This window comes from Acinetobacter sp. Tr-809 (genome assembly GCF_011753255.1).
Taxonomy (GTDB): domain Bacteria; phylum Pseudomonadota; class Gammaproteobacteria; order Pseudomonadales; family Moraxellaceae; genus Acinetobacter.
Genome location: NZ_VWVZ01000002.1, coordinates 485,648 through 507,156 on the forward strand (window position 1 = coordinate 485,648; position 21,509 = coordinate 507,156).

At 41.4% G+C, this 21,509-nt stretch carries 16 protein-coding genes; 12 read left to right on the forward strand and 4 right to left on the reverse strand.

The genetic code is table 11. The features are described 5' to 3' along the window. The first annotated feature begins 1 nt into the window (after window position 1). Both F3J02_RS06300 and F3J02_RS06305 read left to right on the forward strand, forming a co-directional pair. The gene (locus tag F3J02_RS06300) at window positions 2-1,279 is read left to right on the forward strand and encodes a glutaminase (protein WP_167248192.1); all 1,278 of its coding nucleotides are present in this window, start codon (window positions 2-4) and stop codon (window positions 1,277-1,279) included. Window positions 1,280-1,388: 109 nt separating this feature from the next. Then, window positions 1,389-1,757, forward strand: a complete 369-nt coding sequence (locus tag F3J02_RS06305; RefSeq protein ID WP_167248193.1) for an endonuclease domain-containing protein — start codon at window positions 1,389-1,391, stop codon at window positions 1,755-1,757. Between the two features lie 383 nt (window positions 1,758-2,140). On the opposite strand, the gene metH is transcribed toward F3J02_RS06305, so the two are convergent. Beyond that, window positions 2,141-5,827, reverse strand: coding sequence for a methionine synthase (gene metH / locus F3J02_RS06310; RefSeq protein WP_167248194.1), 3,687 nt, complete (start codon window positions 5,825-5,827; stop codon window positions 2,141-2,143). 438 nt (window positions 5,828-6,265) lie between these two features. Here metH and F3J02_RS06315 point away from each other — a divergent pair, with 438 nt between their 5' ends. After that, on the forward strand, window positions 6,266-7,897 hold the full coding sequence (locus F3J02_RS06315) for an inorganic phosphate transporter (RefSeq protein WP_167248195.1): 1,632 nt from the start codon (window positions 6,266-6,268) through the stop codon (window positions 7,895-7,897). Between the two features lie 470 nt (window positions 7,898-8,367). Here the strand turns inward: F3J02_RS06315 and F3J02_RS06320 are convergent, their stop codons facing one another. Continuing rightward, window positions 8,368-9,348 (reverse strand): Tim44 domain-containing protein, encoded by a 981-nt coding sequence (locus F3J02_RS06320; RefSeq protein ID WP_167248196.1) that lies wholly within the window; start codon window positions 9,346-9,348, stop codon window positions 8,368-8,370. A 95-nt stretch (window positions 9,349-9,443) separates the two neighbouring features. Next, complete coding sequence (radA, locus tag F3J02_RS06325; protein ID WP_167248197.1) at window positions 9,444-10,832, reverse strand: DNA repair protein RadA; 1,389 nt, start codon at window positions 10,830-10,832, stop codon at window positions 9,444-9,446. A 357-nt stretch (window positions 10,833-11,189) separates the two neighbouring features. Here radA and F3J02_RS06330 point away from each other — a divergent pair, with 357 nt between their 5' ends. From F3J02_RS06330 to F3J02_RS06355, 6 genes are all read left to right on the forward strand, one after another. Beyond that, window positions 11,190-12,698 (forward strand): alanine/glycine:cation symporter family protein, encoded by a 1,509-nt coding sequence (locus F3J02_RS06330; protein WP_167248198.1) that lies wholly within the window; start codon window positions 11,190-11,192, stop codon window positions 12,696-12,698. Between the two features lie 292 nt (window positions 12,699-12,990). Continuing rightward, window positions 12,991-14,403 carry an amino acid permease gene (locus F3J02_RS06335; protein WP_167248199.1) on the forward strand — a complete coding sequence of 471 codons (1,413 nt, stop codon included), beginning with the start codon at window positions 12,991-12,993 and terminating at the stop codon, window positions 14,401-14,403. A gap of 140 nt (window positions 14,404-14,543) precedes the next feature. After that, window positions 14,544-14,771 carry an LPS translocon maturation chaperone LptM gene (lptM, locus tag F3J02_RS06340; RefSeq protein ID WP_167248200.1) on the forward strand — a complete coding sequence of 76 codons (228 nt, stop codon included), beginning with the start codon at window positions 14,544-14,546 and terminating at the stop codon, window positions 14,769-14,771. Between the two features lie 22 nt (window positions 14,772-14,793). Then, window positions 14,794-16,044, forward strand: coding sequence for a diaminopimelate decarboxylase (gene lysA, locus F3J02_RS06345; protein WP_167248201.1), 1,251 nt, complete (start codon window positions 14,794-14,796; stop codon window positions 16,042-16,044). 6 nt (window positions 16,045-16,050) lie between these two features. After that, the gene (dapF, locus tag F3J02_RS06350; RefSeq protein WP_004805579.1) at window positions 16,051-16,905 is read left to right on the forward strand and encodes a diaminopimelate epimerase; all 855 of its coding nucleotides are present in this window, start codon (window positions 16,051-16,053) and stop codon (window positions 16,903-16,905) included. A 75-nt stretch (window positions 16,906-16,980) separates the two neighbouring features. Next, window positions 16,981-17,592: an alpha/beta fold hydrolase gene (locus F3J02_RS06355; RefSeq protein ID WP_167248202.1), complete on the forward strand. Its 612-nt coding sequence runs from the start codon at window positions 16,981-16,983 to the stop codon at window positions 17,590-17,592. Between the two features lie 43 nt (window positions 17,593-17,635). Here F3J02_RS06355 and F3J02_RS06360 read toward each other — a convergent pair whose 3' ends face one another. After that, window positions 17,636-18,247 (reverse strand): LysE family translocator, encoded by a 612-nt coding sequence (locus tag F3J02_RS06360; protein WP_167248203.1) that lies wholly within the window; start codon window positions 18,245-18,247, stop codon window positions 17,636-17,638. 163 nt (window positions 18,248-18,410) lie between these two features. Between F3J02_RS06360 and xerA the strand changes: the two genes are divergently transcribed. From xerA to F3J02_RS06375, 3 genes are all read left to right on the forward strand, one after another. Further along, window positions 18,411-19,298, forward strand: coding sequence for a site-specific tyrosine recombinase/integron integrase (xerA, locus tag F3J02_RS06365; RefSeq protein WP_167248391.1), 888 nt, complete (start codon window positions 18,411-18,413; stop codon window positions 19,296-19,298). A 438-nt stretch (window positions 19,299-19,736) separates the two neighbouring features. Further along, window positions 19,737-20,486, forward strand: coding sequence for an electron transfer flavoprotein subunit beta/FixA family protein (locus F3J02_RS06370; RefSeq protein WP_167248204.1), 750 nt, complete (start codon window positions 19,737-19,739; stop codon window positions 20,484-20,486). A gap of 17 nt (window positions 20,487-20,503) precedes the next feature. Next, window positions 20,504-21,439, forward strand: a complete 936-nt coding sequence (locus F3J02_RS06375) for an FAD-binding protein (protein ID WP_167248205.1) — start codon at window positions 20,504-20,506, stop codon at window positions 21,437-21,439. Window positions 21,440-21,509 lie beyond the last annotated feature (70 nt).

Here is a 21,509-nt window from a genome sequence, read left to right on the forward strand (position 1 = left end):
CATGAAAACTCCACTTCCTGATTATTTGGCACATGTGATTGATGCCTGCGATATCGATAACAGTGGGCATCTCGCAGATTATATTCCTGAGTTAGCCAATGCCAATCCCGATCGTTTGGCGCTGGCACTCTCCACCGTCGATGGTGAAATCTATTCCGTTGGTGATGACGAGGTTGAATTTACCATTCAATCGATGTCTAAACCGTTTACTTATGCCTATGTGCTGCAACAGATTGGCATTGACGCAGTATTAGAGAAAGTTGGGGTTGAACCTTCGGGCGAAGCCTTTAATGAAATTTCATTGGGTAAAGATCGCCGTCCTAAAAATCCGATGATTAATTCGGGTGCCATCACCACGCATTCATTGATTCCTGCCAAAGATGACTTATCAGGCGCAGAAATCTTACGTCGATTTATGAGTGAGTTGGCTGGACGTGAACTGCAATTTGATGATGCTGTTTATGAATCTGAGGTGAAAACAGCCTATCGGAACCTCTCGATTGGTTATATGTTGCGAACTGTGGGGATTTTGGAGTCTGATCCTGTCGATATTGTGAATGGTTATATTCGCCAATGCGCGATTTTGGTGACGGTTAAAGATCTGGTGCGGATGGGCAGTGTTTTTGCCAATGGTGGGGTTGATCCTAAAACTGGAAAACGCTTATTGAATCGTGCTGTGGTACGTCAAGTCCTGAGTGTGATGATGAGCTGTGGTATGTATGATGCCGCGGGGGATTGGCTAACGACGGTTGGTATTCCTGCTAAAAGTGGTGTCGCAGGTGGAATTTTGGGTGTGTTACCCGGTCAGGTGAGTATTGCTGCTTTTTCTCCTCGGCTTGATGAGCATGGCAATAGTGTACGCGGCATAGATATCTTGGAGCGACTCTCTCGGGATATGGGTTTGCATTTGATGGAAGGCACACCTTCCGCACAAACCATCGTGCAAAGCCATTATCGAACGGGTAAAGATGCATCTTTGAGTGTGTATGTACTTCGCGGAGTATTGAAATTCACTGAAGCGGAAATGTTGTTGCGGACGTTGCAATGTGAGCCAGACGATAGCAGTAGCATCGTGATTGATTTATCCCAGATTTCCCTAATTCATGATGTCGGAAAACGGATGTTTCTGGAAGGCATCGATCGTTTAATCGATGATGGTCATACATTGTTGTTGGTTGACCCTGAGCAGCGTTTGGATAACGCGCGAACGCATAAAGATCGAGTCTTGCATGTTTATCAGAATCTTGAAGATTTAATTGAGAAGCATAAAGAGCTGTAGGAGTAGAGAGCCTATATTGAAATGATATAGGTTCTAAATAGCATTTATATATTGTGCTAGAGACGCTTAGATCCGGTTGAGCATATTTCTGTTTTAAAAGTAGGTGTTGATGAAGCCTTATAATAAAAATCTAAAGCAAGCATCTCGAAATTTAAGAAGTAATATGACAGATGCTGAGCAGTTGCTATGGCAAAGAATAAGACGTAAACAGGTTTTAGGATTACAGTTTTATCGACAAAAGCCTATTCTAAACTTTATTGTGGATTTCTATTGTCCAGCAGTGAATTTGGTCATTGAATGTGATGGTGGGCAACATTATTCAAAAGAAGGTTTAGAAATAGATAAAAATCGAGATCATACTTTAAGTGAATTAGGGCTGATCACTTTAAGATTTAGTAATCATCAGATTTTGACTGAAATTGATGCTGTGGTAGAGCAGGTTTATGGTGTGATTCGACGAAGGTTAGAATCCTCATAAATCCCTCTTTTTTAAAGAGGGACTTTACTGCAAATTGAATCTATGTCGTGGATTCGCGCTGCTCCCTCCTTTTAAAAGGAGGGCTGGGGAGGATTACAAGTTTCTGAATGCATTTTAGGTACAATAGCCGTATTTAGTTTTCTATGTATTTCCTTAAGTTATTTTTAATCATCAAAGTATCTGGATGGCTTCATTACATGTTGTATAAAATTAATAATATTAAGCTGAGAGTCATGAGTATCACACTCAGAAAATATTTATTTTTTATTTAAATATCCATTTAATCCCTCCCAACCTCCCTTTGAAAAAGGGAGGAGCGGTCACGTAATTTATTAGATACGTGAAAGTCCCCCTTTTATAAAGGGGGATTTAGGGGGATTCAATTAACCAATCGAATCATCTAAATTCGGCGCTAACCAGCGCTTCGCTTCATCCAGTGTCCAGCCTTTACGTTTTGCATAATCCTCAAGCTGATCTTGAGAAATCTTGCCTACGTTAAAGTATTCACTGTCAGGGTGCGAATAATAGAAACCACTGACAGACGAAGGCGGCATCATCGCAAAGTGTTCAGTCAACTTTGTACCGATTTTCGCTTCCGAACCTAACCAGTCAAATAACACTGCTTTTTCAGAATGCTCTGGGCAAGCAGGATAACCTGGTGCAGGACGAATACCGACATACTTCTCTTTGATCAATTCTTCATTGCCCAAAGTCTCATCAGCCTTATAGCCCCAGAACTCTTTACGGATACGCTCATGCAAGTGCTCGGCAAAAGCTTCAGCAAAACGATCGGCCAAAGACTGAACCAAGATCGCTGAATAATCATCACCTTTGGCTTTATATTCATTCGCTAATTCTTCAGCACCAAAGATCGATACAGTGAATCCACCAAGATAATCGGTATTCTCTTTAGAAGTGCTAATAAAGTCTGCTAAAGATAGGTTTGGTTTGCCTGTGACTTTGTCAGATTGCTGACGAATATGCTCAAAGGTATGTGTAACATTTTGACCAGATTCATCAAACACGCTGACGGTATCCGCAGCTGTACGTTGTGCAGGGTATAGACCAAATACAGCACGGGCATCGAAATGGTTATTCTCGATAATGTCTTTCAACATCGCTTGCGCTTGGTTATACAAATCAGTAGCCGCTTCACCGACCACTTCATCTGTCAGGATTTTCGGGAATTTACCTGCCAAGCTCCAAGAGATAAAGAAGGGCGTCCAGTCAAAGTACTCAACCAAGGTCGCCAATGGATAATTGCTAATGACTTGCGTACCTAAACTATTTGGAATCGGTGGGATATAGTTGTCATCCACCTTGAAACCATTTTCAATCGATTCAGCATAGCTGAGTTTGGCTGCTTTTGGTTGCTTGTTGGCTAAACGCTCACGGATCTTGGCATATTCAGCACGATGTTCTGCAATAAAGTTGCCACGCATTTCTTTCGAAAGCAGGGTAGTTGCCACACCCACTGCACGTGATGCATCGGCCACATAGATCACAGCATCATTTTGATACTGAGGATCAATCTTCACCGCAGTATGGGCTTTCGATGTGGTTGCGCCACCAATTAATAAAGGAATATTAAAGCCTTTACGTTGCATTTCTTTGGCAACAAACACCATTTCATCCAAAGATGGGGTAATCAAACCAGACAAACCGATGATGTCACATTTCTCATCAATCGCAGTTTGCAGGATTTTTTCCGCAGGTACCATCACGCCAAGGTCAACGATGTCATAACCATTGCAACCCAAGACCACGCCAACGATATTTTTACCAATATCGTGTACATCGCCCTTAACAGTTGCCATCAACACTTTACCTTTGGATTGGCTACCTGTTTTTTCAGCTTCGATGTACGGATTCAGCCAAGCGACAGCTTGTTTCATTACGCGTGCAGATTTCACTACTTGTGGCAGGAACATTTTACCTGAACCAAACAGGTCACCGACCACGTTCATGCCATCCATCAAAGCACCTTCAATCACATCAAGAGGGCGTTTGGCTTTTAAACGGGCTTCTTCGGTATCTTCATCAATATAGGTAGTGATACCTTTAACTAAGGCATATTCAAGACGTTTTTCTACCGACTCATTGCGCCATTCAAGGTTTTCAGCTTCACGCTGTGCGCCACTATGACCACGGAATTTTTCTGCGACTTCAAGCAGTTTTTCTGTAGCGTTTTGACCTGATTCACCTTGGTTTTGGTTCAGAACAACATCTTCAACCGCATCTTTTAGTTCTTTTGGAATATCATCGTAAATCGCCATTTGACCAGCGTTCACGATCCCCATGGTCATGCCTTGTTTAATGGCATGGTAAAGGAATACTGAGTGAATCGCTTCACGGACAGGCTCATTACCACGGAAGGAGAACGAAACGTTAGAGACACCGCCTGAAATCATGGCATGTGGCAAGTTCTGTTTGATCCAACCTGTGGCTTCAATAAAATCGACGCCATAGTTGTTGTGTTCTTCGATTCCTGTCGCCACGGCAAACACGTTGGGGTCAAAAATGATATCTTCAGCAGGAAAGCCCACTTCATTGACGAGAACATCATAAGAACGTTTACAAATTTCACGCTTACGTGCAGCGGTATCGGCCTGACCTGTTTCATCAAAGGCCATCACAATGATCGCAGCACCGTACTGACGGCATAGGCGAGCTTTTTCGACAAACTCGTCATAACCTTCTTTCAATGAAATTGAGTTAACAACAGGTTTACCTTGGACACATTTTAAACCTGCTTCAATGATTTCCCATTTTGATGAGTCAATCATGATGGGTACACGAGAGATATCTGGCTCAGATGCAACTAAATTGAGGAAATGTACCATCGCATTTTGCGAATCGAGCATGCCTTCATCCATGTTGATGTCGATGATCTGTGCACCGGCTTCAACTTGTTGCTGAGCTACTTCTAAAGCTTCAGCAAACTTTTCTTCACGAATAAGACGCAGGAATTTTTTTGAACCCGTGACGTTGGTACGTTCACCGACGTTAACGAACAGAGAATTTTCATCAATGTTAAATGGTTCTAAACCACTTAAACGGCAGGCTGGTTTGGTTTCTGGAATTTGACGTGGCTGAATGTCTTTGACTGCATTATAGATGGCGCGAATATGATCTGGTGTGGTACCACAGCAACCGCCTGTGATATTAATTAAACCACTTTCAGCAAATTCTTTGATGAATGCAGCTGTTTGTTCAGGTGTTTCATCATATTCACCAAAGGCATTCGGTAAACCTGCGTTTGGATGGGCAGAGACAAAAGTATCAGCAACATCAGCAATGGTTTTTACGTGTGGGCGCATCGCGTCTGCACCCAAGGCACAGTTAAAACCGATTGAGAGTAAATCACCGTGACGTACTGAGTTCCAAAACGCTTCTGCAGTTTGACCTGTTAAGGTACGACCTGATGCATCGGTAATGGTGCCTGAAATCATCAACGGTAGTTCATGACCAATTTGCTTGAATACTTCTTTGACTGCGAAGATCGCGGCTTTACAGTTCAAAGTATCAAACACAGTTTCGATCAAGAGAATGTCTGCACCACCTTCAATCAAGGCATGGGCAGCTTCAATATAATTTTCTTTGAGTTCATCAAAAGTAATATTACGGAATGCTGGATCGTTCACATTCGGTGAAATCGAACAGGTACGTGAGGTAGGGCCGAGTACACCTGCCACAAAACGTGGTTTTTCTGGGGTCGAGTACTTGTCACAGGCTGCACGTGCTAAACGTGCTGCTTCACGGTTGATCTCAGGAACAAGATCTTCCATGTGATAATCCGACATTGAAACACGAGTGCCGTTAAAGCTGTTGGTTTCAATAATGTCAGCACCTGCATCCAAATAAGCTTCATGGATGCCTTGAATAATCTGAGGTTGGGTTAGAACCAATAAATCGTTATTGCCTTTAAGGTCTGATGCCCAATCTGCAAAACGTTCACCACGATAATCTTCTTCTTCTAGTTTATGGCGTTGAATCATGGTTCCCATTGCACCATCAATAATCAGGATGCGTTGGGCAAGAAGTGATTGTAGGGTGGTAAGCGTGGACATTCAGAAACCCCAGTTGATGATCAAGATAAAAAGCAGGGGCATTGTAACAGAAGCTACGTCAAAGCGCGTATTTTCAGCAAGCTTGAACAGTGATTCATCGGGTCACTTAGAAAATGTCATAAAATGTTCATGAAGTTGTCACAATTGAATTGAATAATGCTTAAAAAGAAAACATCCAGTTCGAAATGTGACAGTTTAATGTCATATTTCGTAGCGTTTGTTGCAAAATCAGACAAACAGTTCTATCGCTGTTTTTGGTTTTATAATGCATTGTTTTTTATTAATTAAAATAAAAAATAAGGTGGATTTATTACTGGAAAATACAAAAAAATGTGATGAAAACATGAAATTTTGGCTTTATGTGACAGTCCTTTGTCATATAATTGTCATAATTTAATTAAACAATACAGGGGATTTTATTATCCTCTAACCGTCTACATGAATTCTAATCTTCCTCCTGCTTCGGATTCACCGCTTGCCAGCTCTCAGGCAAAATCGACGAATGTACATGTACCAACACCGAAATTTTTTATGCCGGTGTTCTTAACAGTTATTGTTGCAACACTGATTTATATCGGTTTTCAGCTTAGTGCTGACTTGGCACATGTACCGCCTTTAAGTTTATATTCAGTTATTCTTTTATCGACGGCACTTTTCATTGCTTTAGGCTTTGAATTTGTAAATGGTTTTCACGATACGGCGAACGCTGTAGCGACGGTTATTTATACCAATGCATTACCTGCTCCAGCAGCAGTGATGTGGGCTGGTTTCTGTAACTTCCTTGGGGTTATGGTGGCGAGTGGCGCAGTAGCGTACGGTATTATTGCATTGCTCCCAGTAGAAATGATCATGAATGTCGGCAGTGGTGCTGGCTTTGCGATGGTTTTTGCACTATTAATCGCTGCAATCCTATGGAATTTAGGAACGTGGTTTTTGGGGATTCCTGCATCAAGTTCACATACCTTAATCGGTTCGATTTTGGGTGTGGGCATTATGAACCATATCTTGAATGCTTCAGCTGGTGCGACCAGTAGTGGTATCGATATGGATCAGGTGATTAAAGTAGGTAAGGCTTTACTATTCTCTCCATTGATTGGTTTTGCATTTGCAGCGATTCTCTTCTTATTGGTGAAGAAAGTATTTAAACGCCAAATGGAACTGTTTCAGCCACCAGAAGGCAATAAGCCACCACCACCACTGATTCGTGCAATCTTGATTTTTACCTGTACGGGTGTAAGTTTTGCGCACGGTTCAAACGATGGTCAAAAAGGCATGGGCCTGATCATGTTGATCTTAATCGGCTTGGTTCCATTGGCTTATTCATTGAATAAAAACCTGGATGCACAGCATTTACAGTCTTTTGAACAGCTCTCTGCAAAAACGGCGACGGTTTTAAATGTCAATCAGAACGAGTTGACTGATGAAAAGGCGCGTGAAGTATTAACGAAATATATCCAAACTAAAGAACAAACGGCTGAAGTTGTACCTGCGCTAGCAAGTATGACAGAGCATTTGGGTACACGTGTTGCTGGCTATGGCGATCTTAAGGCGATTCCTGAAGCTGCTGTTAGCGAAATCCGCAACGACATGTATTTAAGTACCACGACGTTCAAACGTTTAGATAAAGCGGAAGCTTTACCAGAAATGGATAAAGACCAAGCTAAAGTTGTTAAAGAATATCGTAGTAGCCTAGATTCGTTCCTTCAATACATTCCAAACTGGGTGAAAGTTGCAGTTGCACTAGCACTTGGCTTAGGTACGATGGTGGGTTGGAAGCGTATTGTGGTGACTGTTGGTGAGCGTATTGGTAAGAACCACATGACTTATGGTCAGGGGATGTCTGCTGAGCTTGTAGCGATGAGTACGATTGCCGCAGCGGACGGTCTGGGTATGCCAGTATCAACCACACACGTGTTAAACAGTGCGGTTGCGGGTACGATGGTTGCCAATAAGTCTGGTTTGAACTTCGCTACAGTGAAGACGATTCTTTCTGCTTGGATCTTTACTTTACCAGCGACAATTACATTATCTGGTGGTTTGTACTGGTTATTCCTACAGTTCGTTTCATAATGCTGAGTTGTTAAATTCAGATATGATTTAAAGGCTTTGCTTCGGCAAAGCCTTTTTTATATAAGTTGATTTTTGCTTCTTAGTCATTCCATGAATGAATTAGTTTGCGAGTGTATAGCTTGGCTGGATGCAAGTACCAAACACATACAATGATGTTTAGGGATGTTTGCATATTGCGGGTAGGGAAATAAGCGGAAGTACAGTAGGGATGGGCTGAGGATTGTTTAAAACAAGCTAAATAAAATAGGTTTTATTCCCCAAAAGAGGAATAGTTTTCCGATGATGTTATCCGTTAGTATCAATAGACAGATCGTGCTAGGTTGTGTTTTTAATTCTAATAATAAGTATAAAGCGTTGTTCTTTTTACACTCCGCCATTCTCCGATATAGAGAGTGGCTTTTTTTATACCTAAAAAACAGAAGCAATAAAAAAGAGCTGTCGAAACAGCTCTTTTTGTCCAATCAAAGCAGTTAAGCTTGTTGGATACCCGCAACAAGCCAATCTTGTTGTGAGCCAGCAGGCTTCACAAAATGCCAGATTTCAGCGAATGGTTGAGGCAAGCTGTTTAAGTCTTCGCTGACAGTACCTGTAAAGCGTACGCTAACAAGGTATTGACCATTTTCAGTCGTGCTTTCAACAACCATTGCATTGAGGTTACTGAATTCCGCAACGTCTTGGTCTTGGTTCGCCATAATGTCACTGTACATTGAATTATAAAGTTCAGGTGTCAAATAACGACGAATTTCTTCAACGTTGCTTGCACTGTTTACCGACTGAATGTGATTAAAACGTTGACGTGCAATACGTAAGAATGCAGCAGGTTCTGTACCATCTGGTAATTGGTTACCACTACTCATTGATGCAGCACCAAAAGGCGCTTGTGCTGGTGCACCGCCACCTACAGATTGACCAAAGATATTGGTGTTATCAGTCGCTTGACGTGCAGCAGGCTGAGGTGGAGTTTGACGACCAAAGTTATTTTGACCGCCATTGTTTGGAGCGTATGGATTATTGGCTGCTAATTTTTTTTTTGCGCCTAATTTGCGGAAAACAAAGAAGGCGATCGCAGCAGCAAGAAGTACCCAAAGCCAGCCAGGAATGCCACCTTTTTCTTCTTGTTGTTGCGCTTGTTGAGTTGCTTGTTGCTCAGTTGCAGTTGGGTTCTGTTGTTTATCATCTGCCAATGCATTTGCTGCAACAGCACCTACTGCAGCACCTGCGACACCCGCAGCAACCATTGTACCAACACCTGGACCAGATCTTTGTGGTGCAGTTTGTTGTTGAGGTGCTGGAGCTGCTTGACGTGATGGTTGGTAAGATTGGCTAGATGAACTAGATCTGCTCATGCCATGGCTTTTACCGCCACCTGCACGTTTTGCTTCCGCAAGTGGTGCAGCAACCAAAGTTGCCATTAAAAGAGCTGCCATCAAGCCACGCTGGTGTACTTGCATCGAAAATTCCTATTTAAATCCAATTTGTAAATGTATTTATGAAGGTATTTCGATGTAATTTCAACTAGAAAAGTATGTTTTTTTATGTCAAACGATTAGCCTAATTCATCACTCAACTGCATAGCCTCTGTCAGAGCCTCATGCAAACGTGCTACCGCAATGATTTGCACGCCTTCAATGGATTTCTGTGGTGCATTGCCTCGCGGTAGAATCACATACTTAAAGCCATGTTTTGCAGCTTCTTTTAGGCGTTCTTGACCATTGGGTACTGGGCGAATTTCACCTGAGAGTCCAACTTCACCGAAAACCGCTAATTGTTGTGGTAAGGCTTTACCTCTCAAACTGGATGCACAAGCAAGTAAAACGGCTAAGTCAGAACCTGTCTCGGTAATTTTTAAGCCGCCCACCACATTGACATATACGTCTTGCCCTGAGGTTTGTACGCCACCATGACGATGCATAACAGCCAGTAGCATATTCAAACGGTTTTGTTCCAAACCGAGGGCTACACGACGGGGTTGACCATGAGCATCATCAACCAGTGCCTGTACTTCGACCAGTAGTGGGCGAGTTCCTTCGCGACTAATCATCACAATAGAACCCGGAATGGCTTCATCATAACGGCTCAGGAAAATTGCCGAAGGATTCGCGACTTCACGTAGACCTTTATCGGTCATGCCAAATACACCGAGTTCATTGACTGCACCAAAACGGTTCTTTACGGCACGAATCATACGATAGCGAGAATCTGATTGACCTTCAAAATACAGTACACAATCAACCATATGTTCCAAAACACGTGGACCTGCCAGTGAGCCTTCTTTGGTGACGTGACCGACAATGAATAAGGCTGTACCACTATTCTTGGCGAAACGAGTCAGTAAAGCTGCGGATTCACGGATCTGTGAAACACCACCAGGCGCAGATTGTAAGGTTTCGGTATATAAGGTTTGGATCGAGTCGAGAATGGCCACCACAGGACGTTCCTGTGCCAGCACTTCACAAATTCGCTCGACACAGGTTTCTGCCATCACTTTGAGCGAATCCGTTGGGAGGTCTAAACGTTGGGCACGTAAAGCCACTTGTGATAAAGATTCTTCACCTGTTACATACAGTGCAGTACTTTTCTTACTGGCCATATGTGTTGCGGTTTGCAGCAAAATAGTCGATTTACCAATACCCGGATCACCGCCAATCAGCACCACTGAACCAATGACTAAACCGCCACCGAGCACACGATCGAATTCGCTAATTCCTGTTGGAACACGGGTTTCATTGGATACTGTGACTTGATTGAGCGTGGTAATACTAGCTGCTTGCCCCGCATAGCCACCTATTTTTGGTTGGCCACGATGGGTTATTGCGGGCTCAATTCGAACCTCAAGCAGACTATTCCATTCGCCACATTCAGTACATTGACCTGTCCATTTGGGATGATCTGCACCACATTGTTCACATCGGTAAACGGTTTTAATTTTTGCCATAAGATAAAATTGAAAACTTTCTTAAAATTAGATAAAAAGAATCAGGACGAAAATTTCTCACAATGCTGATCGTTCTTTAAGGAATAACAAAACGAAGACGGCATGATTTCGTCGTAGATTGGTTAAAGGGAACTGCTCAGAAAAATAACATGATATACAACTTTTACAAGTTATAGACAGTGTGTTTTTAGCAATCACTTTTTTGTTCAATTCACTTTTTCCATGGATGGTGTTGGTGTGTTCGCTTATTTATTGTCATGAGAATTTGATCGAATGGCATAGATATTGCTCATGCTCAGACGAATGGAAATTTAGCAGCGGCTATTTTTTCTAAATTTAGAATAAAGGTTGATGTCTATGAGTGCAGCAGAAATTGTAAATTGGGTCAATGGAATTATCTGGAGTCCAGCGCTGATCTATTTATGTCTAGGTGCTGGTTTATTTTTTTCTATTTTAACTCGGTTTGTACAGGTTCGCCAAATTAAGGAAATGGCGAAACTATTGATTAATGGTTCATCCTCCGCACAAGGAATTTCATCATTCCAAGCTTTATCCGTGTCCTTATCTGGTCGTGTCGGTGTAGGTAATATCGCGGGTGTTGCCGCAGCGATTGGATTTGGTGGTCCTGGTGCTGTTTTTTGGATGTGGTTGGTGGCATTTCTGGGTGCGAGTACCGCTTACGTGGAGTCGACACTGGGTCAAATTTATAAGGTTGAGTATCAAGGGCAGTATCGTGGTGGTCCTGCATTCTATTTTGACCGAGGATTAGGGCAACGCTGGTTAGGAATTCTATTTGCAATTGCCGCAATTATTTCCTGTGGTTTATTTCTCCCAGGTATTCAAGCCAATGCTGTAGGGAATGCGTTTACACAGATCACAGGTCAGGGAGCCATCGTATTTGGTCATGTAGGTACTTATAAGTTATTAGCATTGATTGTGATTGTTTCTTTATTGGCGATCATTATTTTTGGCGGCATTAAACGTATTGCTAGATTTGCAGAGTTTGTTGTGCCATTTATGGCCTTGGGTTACATCTTGATGGCTGTCATCATTGTGTGCATGAATATTCAAGAGTTACCTGGCGTGATTAAACTCATCTTTGAAGATGCATTTTCTCCAATGGCAGGGATTGGTGCCGCCATTGGTTGGGGGGTAAAACGTGGTGTTTACTCTAATGAAGCAGGACAAGGTACAGGACCACATGCCGCAGCTGCCGCAGAAGTGCAACATCCTGCACAGCAAGGTTTTGTCCAAGCCTTTTCGATTTATGTCGATACGCTATTTGTATGTTCCGCTACGGCGTTTATGATTTTGATTACTGGCATGTATAACGTACAGGGTACCTTAGAAGCAGGGCAGTTTATCGTACAAAATGTTGCGCCTGGCACTGAAATAGGCTCACCTGCATTTACTCAAATGGCAGTTAGCACAGTGTTTGGTGGTTTTGGTCAGATCTTTGTTGCGCTAGCCGTATTCTTCTTTGCCTTTACCACGATTGTGGCCTATTACTATATTGCTGAAACCAATATTACCTATCTCAGCTATATCACTAAAACACCATCATTACTGTTCATCACCAAATGTTTCATTATGATTTCTGTGGCCTATGGCGTGCTTAGTGCAACAGGATATATTTGGGGGATCGGTGATATTGGGGTGGGTCTAATGGCATGGATTAATATTATCGGTATTATCGTGACCTATTTTATTTGGAAACCAACCATTAAAGCGCTGAGAGACTATGAAGAACAGCAAAAGGCGGGTGTAAAAGAGTTCATATTTGATCCAATTAAATTGGGTATCCGTAACGCTACTTTTTGGGAGGAGCGTTTGAAAAAGAAACAGCAACAGTCACCTAATGATTGAATTATAAATTAATATTTTTAGGCGGTAGAAAAGAAGTGGTTTGCGTTGATGCTTCTTTTCTACCATTCACTTTTGCTCTTACCTGAGTTGCCCTGATAAGTTCATTGTATTGTTTTGGCCTTGTGCGTATGATCGAATTCAATTGTATTTAACTTGAGAAATACAGGTAAAAATTGCTTAGCTAAGGTAAGCCAAAATAGAGATAGCGAGAAAAGATACCGAAAATGGTACGAAGCTTTATTGAGCGCTGACTTTGGTTAATGGACTAAAAACACTGGAGAGTTTTTGTAAAATGTCGAATCAAAATCTGAGTGAGGCTGCTGAACAAAGCGGACTTCACCGTAGTCTATCTAATCGACATCTACAGTTGATTGCGATTGGCGGTGCAATCGGAACAGGATTGTTCATGGGGTCTGGTAAAACCATTAGTTTAGCTGGACCATCTATTTTATTTATTTATATGACCATTGGTTTGATGGTGTTCTTCGTAATGCGTGCATTAGGAGAGCTCTTACTATCAAACTTAAACTATAAATCTTTTATCGATTTATCGACGGATTTAATAGGCCCTTGGGCTGGTTATTTTGTCGGATGGACCTACTGGCTGTGTTGGGTCACGATTGGTATCGCAGATTTATCCGCCATTATTTACTATCTGGAATTCTTTAATGGAGGCGAGTCATTTACACCATTAGGTGGTTTACTGATCAGTACAGTTGCAATCTTATTCGTACTTGGCTTGAACTTGGTCACTGTTAAATTATTCGGTGAAATGGAGTTCTGGTTTGCGATGGTTAAAATCACAGCGATTATTGTCTTAATCGCTGTTGGTCTATGGATGATCTTTACAGGATTTACCAGCACTACTGGTACAGTGGCAAGTGTATCTAACCTTTGGACACATGGTGGCATGTTCCCTAAAGGTTTAGATGGTTTCTTGGCGGGTTTCCAAATTGCAATTTTCGCCTTTGTGGGTGTGGAATTAGTTGGTACGACTGCGGCTGAAACACAAGATCCGAAACGTAACCTACCGAAAGCAATTAACTCGATTCCAATTCGTATTATTATTTTCTATGTATTGGCATTGTTCGTGGTGATGTGTGTGACACCTTGGGATCAGATTAATCCTAAAGTCAGTCCATTCGTAAATATCTTCTCACAAGCGGGTATTGCTTCTGCGGCAATCATTATGAACTTGGTGGTGTTGTCGTCAGTAATGTCATCAATGAACAGTGGTGTATTCTCAACCAGTCGTATGTTGTTTGGCTTATCAGGAGATCAACAAGCACCAAAACTATTTGCGAAGCTTTCTAAATCTGCTGTACCTGCAAAAGCATTAATCTTCTCTTCTATCTGTATCTTCATTGGTGCATTTGTTCAGTTTGTTTATAAATTACAAACAGGAACCAATGATGAAGTGACGGCATTTACTTTAGCAACAACGCTATCAACGATTTTATTCATCTGTGTATGGATGATTATTATGTGGAGTTATATCAACTACCGTAGAAATCGTCCTGAATTGCATGCGCAATCAACGTTTAAATTGCCTGGTGGTGTGTTTACTTGTTGGGTTGTGATTATCTTCTTCCTTGCAACGATTTACTTCCTTGCATTGGATGAAACCACCTTAGAATCATTGAAGGTGAGTCCAATTTGGTTTGTTATCTTGGCAATTGGCTATTTCTTCTATAAGAAAAAGTAACGATTGCACCAAGATGCTCAGAACGTCGACCTTAAAGTCGGCGTTTTTTTATGGTTATTGTTTGATTCATTCAAGTTTAGACTTTAGCCAATCTGATGATCACGCTATACTGCTCCGAATTGTAAAAGTTAGGTGCACAGATGCTTAAAGTCATTTGTTCTATCAGTGTATTGCTGAGCAGCGTTATTTTAACTGCATGTGGTCAGTCAGGCGCATTGCAATTACCGTCTGATCAAAACCATGACAAACGCGCAAAATATCTGCTTTATAAAAATGAAGCGACACCATCTACAGTCAAAGCTGAAGAAGCTAAAGTAGAAGATAAGGCAATATCATCCTCGACTCAATCACAGACCATCTCACCTTAAGTTTGTAAATAAGGACATCTTCATGAGTTTCACTCGCATTAATGGAGTATTGCACGCTGAGCAATGTTCACTAGATCAGCTCGCACAGCAATATGGCACGCCTTTATATGTTTATTCAAAAGCAACTTTTGAAAAGCATTATTTGGATATGCATCGTGCTTTTGATTTTATTGATCATCAAATCTGTTTTGCCGTGAAATCAAACTCAAACTTAGCTGTTCTTAGTGTATTGGCAAAAGTGGGTGCTGGTTTTGATATCGTGACCGGTGGAGAGCTGGCACGTGTACTTGCAGCAGGTGGTGAACCTTCGAAAATTGTGTTCTCTGGTTTGGGTAAATCTGAAGCAGATATTGAAAAAGCTTTAAATGTAGGGATTGCTTGTTTTAATGTCGAATCACATGCAGAGCTGGATCGCATTCAAAAAGTTGCAGCAAAACTTGGTAAAAAAGCACCAATTTCGTTACGTGTAAACCCAGATGTTGATGCGAAAACCCATCCTTATATCTCAACAGGTTTAAAGGAAAACAAGTTCGGTATTCCAAGTGATACAGTCGATGAAACTTATCAATATGCTGCTTCATTACCAAATCTTGAGATTGTTGGGATTGACTGTCATATTGGTTCGCAGTTGACAGAAACTAAGCCTTTTGTCGATGCACTTGATCGTGTGATTTTGATGATTGAGCAGTTGAAAAGCTTAGGCATCAACCTCAAACATATTGATATTGGCGGTGGTTTAGGTGTTCGTTATAAAGATGAAACACCACCAAGTGTTGAGGAATATGCCAATTCGATGCGTCCAGCTTTAGAAAAATTGGGTCTCAAAGTATATATGGAGCCGGGGCGTAGTATTTCTGCCAATGCAGGCGCATTATTGACCAAGGTGGATTTGTTGAAACCAACAAACCATCGTAACTTTGCCATTATTGATGCGGCAATGAATGACTTAATTCGCCCTGCTTTATATGAAGCTTGGATGGATATTCAGTCTGTTAATCTAAATACTGACGTTGAAGTTAAAACTTGGGATTTGGTCGGTGCCATTTGCGAAACTGGTGATTTCTTGGGTAAAGAACGTGATTTAGCGCTTCAAGAAAATGATGTATTGGCTGTGTTAGGTGCTGGTGCTTATGGTTTTGTAATGAGTTCTAACTACAATACCCGTGGTCGTGCTGCTGAAGTTATGGTCAGTGGTGATAAAGCCTATTTAATTCGTGAACGTGAAACCATAGAATCACTCTGGGAAAAAGAGCGTTTGTTGCCTGAGGAGTAAATTAAGATGTATTTAGAATTTACCAAAATGCATGGTTTGGGCAATGATTTTATGGTCGTTGACCTTGTGACCCAACGAGCTTATTTAGATACGGTCACGATTCAGCGTTTAGCGGATCGTCACTTTGGTGTCGGTTTTGATCAACTATTGATTGTTGAACCACCAGATTTACCAGATGTTGATTTCAAATATCGTATTTTTAATGCTGATGGTTCTGAAGTAGAGCAGTGCGGTAATGGTGTGCGTTGTTTTGCTCGTTTTGTACATGAGCGTCAATTAACCACCAAAACCAAAATCCGTGTGCAAACCAAAGCAGGGATTGTTGAGCCTGAATTGGGTGCCAATGGTTGGGTACGTGTCAATATGGGACCACCGAAATTTCTTCCAGAAGAAATTCCATTTGTGACCCAAGAGCATGAAGATATTGAAGGTTTATACGCATTGGAACTTGCAGATAATCAGAGCATCAATATTGATGTTGTGAATATGGGTAATCCGCATGCTGTGACCATCGTCCCTGATGTATTAACTGCTGATGTTGAGCGTATTGGTCCACAAGTGGAATCACATGCGCGTTTTCCTGCACGTGTGAATGCTGGATTTATGCAAATTCTGGATGAAAAGCATATCCGTTTACGTGTGTTTGAGCGTGGTGTCGGTGAGACTTTAGCATGTGGTACAGGGGCTTGTGCCGCAGCAGTCAGTGGTATGCGCCGTGGTTTACTTGCCAATGAAGTTGAAGTGCAGCTTGCTGGTGGGAAGTTACATATCGCTTGGCGTGAAGGTGATGTGGTCTGGATGACAGGTCCAACCACGCATGTTTATGATGCCCGTTTGGATTTAAGATATTTCCAAGGCTAAAGTTGAGATCAGTAAACACCCCTAAAATAGGGGTGTTTACCTTTAAAAAGAAAATTATAATTCGAAAGGATAAAAATGAATCATTTGGTCTTTCTTGCGGGCGCATCAGGCAATACACAATTTTGGAATCCTCTAATCGAACAGTTTCCTAATGGTTATACAAAGCAAGTGATTGCTTATCCTGGTTTTCATGGGGTGGAAACAAACCCAGACATTCACAGTTTTGCAGATCTAAGCAATTATGTGGTTGAACAAATTCAGCAACCTTCTATTCTTATTGCCCAATCCATGGGTGGGATCTTTGCCATAGCTGCGGCATTGCAAAAATCAGATTTGGTGAAGGGTTTGGTATTGATTGCTACTTCAGGTGGAATTAATTTAGACCAATTTCAAGTTCAAGACTGGCGGCAGTTTTATCAGCAAGAATATATTGCATACCCTGATTGGTTTGTGACAACGAAGGTCGACTATGAGAAATTTTTGGCAAATATTGAAGTAGAAACTTTACTGATTTGGGGCAATCAAGATCCGATTAGTCCGATTGAGGTGGGTCAATATTTAAATCAGATTCTGCAAAAATCCAAACTCTATATTGTTGACGGTGGTGATCATCAGCTGGCAGAACAATGCGCTGATGAGGTTGCTATCCAGATAAATGCTTATTTAAAAAATTTAGAGCATGATTGAAGCTGATATTGAGCGTGCTGTGATCAGCACGCTTTTTGATTCGCTACCTTTTACTCAATGCCAGTTTGAGTGCAAACAGAATAAAAATACTGCCTGTAATACGATCCATATATTTAATGAATTTTGGCTGCTTTAAATACCCTGAAATCGATTGCATCGCTGAGATCAGGAAGATTGACCAAATGAAGCCAATCACCACATGAATCATCACCAGTCCCATGGTCCACACAACTGGAGAAGAAGACTGTGGAATAAACTGGGGCAAGAAAGAAATATAAAAAATACCAACTTTTGGATTCAGTAAATTGCCCCAAAAGCCTTTAATAAACCAGTTTTGAGTCGTGGTAGAATCATTTAAAGCCGCGAGCTGGCTACGCGGTTTTAAAATAAGATTTAAGCCTAACCATGCTAAATAAATTGCACCTATCCATTTCAAGGCATTGAAGGCGAGATCGGAGGTCATTAACAATGCACCTAATCCACAGGCCACTATCACGCCCCATACAATACAGCCGAGATTAATCCCCAATGCTGCTTGGAATGCTTTGGTTTTACCTTCCAAGGTCGCAGTGCGAATAATCAGCGTAGTATCTAGACCGGGAGTAATGGTCAAGAGAGTGATTGCGATGAGATAGGGGATAAGCATTGTTGCCATGATGATAGCGCCACTCAAAACTTGAAATTTATTGTATTACACAAGCATCAATACTTCGATATTGGTTTAACGATAAATCGCAGTTAAAGTTTGTTAGACTGTAGCTGTTGGTATAGGCATAACACTGGAGAGCAACTTGGAAAGCCCTGAAAAACTGCTGTCCATGTGGTTAAAAGAACGAACGATTCAAAATCAATCTGAACATACGATTGCCGCTTATCAACGCGATTTAACCGATTTTTTTAAGTTTTGTGAATATAAACAATTACAACTCCAAGATATTGAAGCATCAGATTTGAGAGAGTATCTGGCTAGTCGAGTTGAACGAGATCAACTGAGCAGTAGTAGCTTGCAGCGTCATTTAACCTCGATTCGCCAATTTATGAAATGGGCGGAACAAGGTCAATATCTGGAGCAGAATCCATCCGAAGATTTTAGATTAAAGCGTCAGCCACGGCCATTACCGGGGATGATTGATATTGAAACAGTGCATCAGATCTTAGATCAAGTAGCGCCAGAAAAGCCGATCGAACAACAATTATGGTTACGTGATAAAGCCATGCTCGAATTGCTCTATTCGAGTGGTTTACGTTTGGCTGAATTACAAGGACTGAGTGTTAAAGATGTAGACTTTAACCGACAACTTTTACGTATTACGGGTAAGGGCAATAAAACGCGTATTGTTCCTTTTGGCTTGAAGGCCAAGGACAGTTTGGTTGAATGGTTGAAAATCTATCGAATTTGGCAAGGTGGCTTTAATGCGGATTCATCAGTTTTTATCTCACAACGTGGTAATGCCTTAACACCGCGTCAAATTGAAAATCGAGTCAAGCTGCAAGCACAGCGTGCAGGTGTAAATGTAGATTTACATCCACATTTATTAAGGCATTGTTTTGCCAGTCATATGTTATCTGCCAGTGGCGATTTGCGTTCCGTGCAGGAGATGTTGGGGCACAGTAATTTGTCGACCACTCAAATTTATACCCATGTTGACTTTGAACAACTGGCTAAAGTGTATGATCAAACTCACCCAAGAGCGCAAAAAAACTAAATTTTGATATATTATGTTGCAAAATTGAGCATTTAATCATCGATGACTTTTCCACTTTATTTATGAGATTTGTTGAATTGATGTTCTTACTTAATTGACGCATTTTTTTGAAAGTGAAAAGACATCTAAATTTATCAGAAACGATCCGTTACAGATCGTACTCATTTAAATCAAAAGGGCTGTTTTAGATCGTTGAATTTTATAAAATATTAAAAAAATCAAAGTTTAATATTCATCGCATTGATTAACTAAATTTGTTGCACCAATAACTATTTTCAATATGTGAACTGAGCGTTTCATCTTTTTTATGGCTGTAGCGGAAATTGTGACTTGACCGAAATGCCAAATACATTGCAAGATAGGGCACCTAAAAAGTTTCAATCGAAGAGTTAGAATGCTCTTCATTACATTTACTTGCTTAGAACAGCCGAGGATTACATGAAGGCTCTTGTCGCTGTAAAACGTGTGGTTGATGCCAACGTTAAAGTTCGTGTTAAGCCGGACAATAGTGGGGTTGACCTTACCAACGTTAAGATGTCAATCAACCCATTCTGTGAAATCGCAGTGGAAGAAGCGGTTCGCTTAAAAGAAAAAGGAACAGTTTCTGAAATCGTTGTTGTTTCAGTGGGTTCTAAAGACGCTCAAGAACAAATTCGTTCTGCAATGGCTTTAGGTGCTGACCGCGGTATTTTAGTTGAAACTGCTGATGAAGTTGGCGCTCTAGAAGTTGCTAAAATCTTGAAAGGCGTTGTTGATGCTGAGAAACCAGAACTTATTCTTCTTGGTAAACAAGCAATTGATGACGACTCTAACCAAGTAGGTCAAATGCTTGGTGCTTTACTTGGTGCTGGTCAAGGTACTTTCGCATCTGAAGTTAAAGTTGATGGTGGTAAAGTTCAAGTAACTCGTGAAGTTGACGGTGGTTTACAAACTGTTGAGCTTGCACTTCCTGCAATTATCACAACTGACTTACGTTTGAATGAGCCACGTTATGCTGCTCTTCCAAACATCATGAAAGCGCGTAAAAAACCGCTTGATACTAAGTCACCTGCTGATTATGGCGTTGCAACTGGTACTAAACTTAAAACAGTTAAAGTTGAAGCTCCTGCTGAACGTAAAGCTGGTGTACAAGTGAAGTCTGTAGACGAACTTGTTGAAAAATTGAAAAACGAAGCGAAAGTGATCTAATACAGAAGGATAAAATCATGAGTATTTTAGTTATCGCTGATCACAACAACCAGACACTTAACGGTGCAACTTTAAACGTTGTTGCGGCAGCTCAAAAAATCGGTAGTGATATTACTGTATTAGTTGCTGGTTCTGGTGCTCAAGCAGTTGCTGACGCTGCTGCTAAAGTTGCTGGTGTAAGCAAAGTATTACTTGCTGACAATGCTGCTTATGCAAACCAATTGGCTGAAAACGTTGCTGGCTTAGTTGCTGACATCGCGAAAGGCGGATACAAATACGTATTAGCTGCATCTACAACTACTGGTAAGAACGTTCTTCCACGTGTTGCTGCGCTTCTTGACGTAAGCATGATCTCAGACATCATCGCTGTTGAATCTGCAAATACTTTCAAACGCCCAATCTATGCGGGTAATGCGATTGCAACTGTACAATCTGACGAAGCAATCATCGTTGGTACAGTTCGTGGTACAGCGTTTGATGCGGTTGCTGCTGAAGGCGGTTCTGCTACAGTTGAAGCTGTTGCTGAAGCGAAAGATGCTGGTATTTCTAAGTTTGTAAGCGAAGAAATCGTGAAACTTGATCGTCCAGAGTTAACTGCTGCACGTATCGTTGTTTCTGGTGGTCGTGGTGTAGGTTCTGGTGAAAACTATCACAAAGTACTTGACCCATTAGCTGACAAGCTAGGCGCTGCTCAAGGTGCTTCACGTGCTGCGGTAGATGCTGGCTTCGTACCAAACGATTTCCAAGTTGGTCAAACAGGTAAAATCGTTGCGCCAGATCTCTATATGGCGATCGGTATCTCTGGTGCGATTCAGCACTTGGCAGGTATGAAAGATTCTAAAGTTATTGTTGCAATCAACAAAGACGAAGAAGCGCCAATCAACAGTGTTGCTGACTACTGGTTAGTTGGTGATTTGAATACTGTAGTACCTGAATTGGTAAGCAAGCTGTAATTTTATAGCCTGATACTTATTCAAACAAACGCCCTTGTGCTATACATAGCTCAAGGGCGTTTTTTTATTT

Bases quoted from the DNA above. Each gene is read 5' to 3' on its own strand.
- F3J02_RS06335 (WP_167248199.1), top strand. From the start codon at position 12,991: ATGTCGAATCAAAATCTGAGTGAGGCTGCTGAACAAAGCGGACTTCAC.
- F3J02_RS06320 (WP_167248196.1), bottom strand. From the start codon at position 9,348: ATGCAAGTACACCAGCGTGGCTTGATGGCAGCTCTTTTAATGGCAACT.
- F3J02_RS06330 (WP_167248198.1), top strand. From the start codon at position 11,190: ATGAGTGCAGCAGAAATTGTAAATTGGGTCAATGGAATTATCTGGAGT.
- F3J02_RS06370 (WP_167248204.1), top strand. From the start codon at position 19,737: ATGAAGGCTCTTGTCGCTGTAAAACGTGTGGTTGATGCCAACGTTAAA.
- F3J02_RS06355 (WP_167248202.1), top strand. From the start codon at position 16,981: ATGAATCATTTGGTCTTTCTTGCGGGCGCATCAGGCAATACACAATTT.
- F3J02_RS06315 (WP_167248195.1), top strand. From the start codon at position 6,266: ATGAATTCTAATCTTCCTCCTGCTTCGGATTCACCGCTTGCCAGCTCT.
- metH (WP_167248194.1), bottom strand. From the start codon at position 5,827: ATGTCCACGCTTACCACCCTACAATCACTTCTTGCCCAACGCATCCTG.
- lptM (WP_167248200.1), top strand. From the start codon at position 14,544: ATGCTTAAAGTCATTTGTTCTATCAGTGTATTGCTGAGCAGCGTTATT.
- F3J02_RS06360 (WP_167248203.1), bottom strand. From the start codon at position 18,247: ATGGCAACAATGCTTATCCCCTATCTCATCGCAATCACTCTCTTGACC.
- F3J02_RS06305 (WP_167248193.1), top strand. From the start codon at position 1,389: ATGAAGCCTTATAATAAAAATCTAAAGCAAGCATCTCGAAATTTAAGA.
- dapF (WP_004805579.1), top strand. From the start codon at position 16,051: ATGTATTTAGAATTTACCAAAATGCATGGTTTGGGCAATGATTTTATG.
- radA (WP_167248197.1), bottom strand. From the start codon at position 10,832: ATGGCAAAAATTAAAACCGTTTACCGATGTGAACAATGTGGTGCAGAT.
- F3J02_RS06300 (WP_167248192.1), top strand. From the start codon at position 2: ATGAAAACTCCACTTCCTGATTATTTGGCACATGTGATTGATGCCTGC.
- xerA (WP_167248391.1), top strand. From the start codon at position 18,411: ATGTGGTTAAAAGAACGAACGATTCAAAATCAATCTGAACATACGATT.
- lysA (WP_167248201.1), top strand. From the start codon at position 14,794: ATGAGTTTCACTCGCATTAATGGAGTATTGCACGCTGAGCAATGTTCA.
- F3J02_RS06375 (WP_167248205.1), top strand. From the start codon at position 20,504: ATGAGTATTTTAGTTATCGCTGATCACAACAACCAGACACTTAACGGT.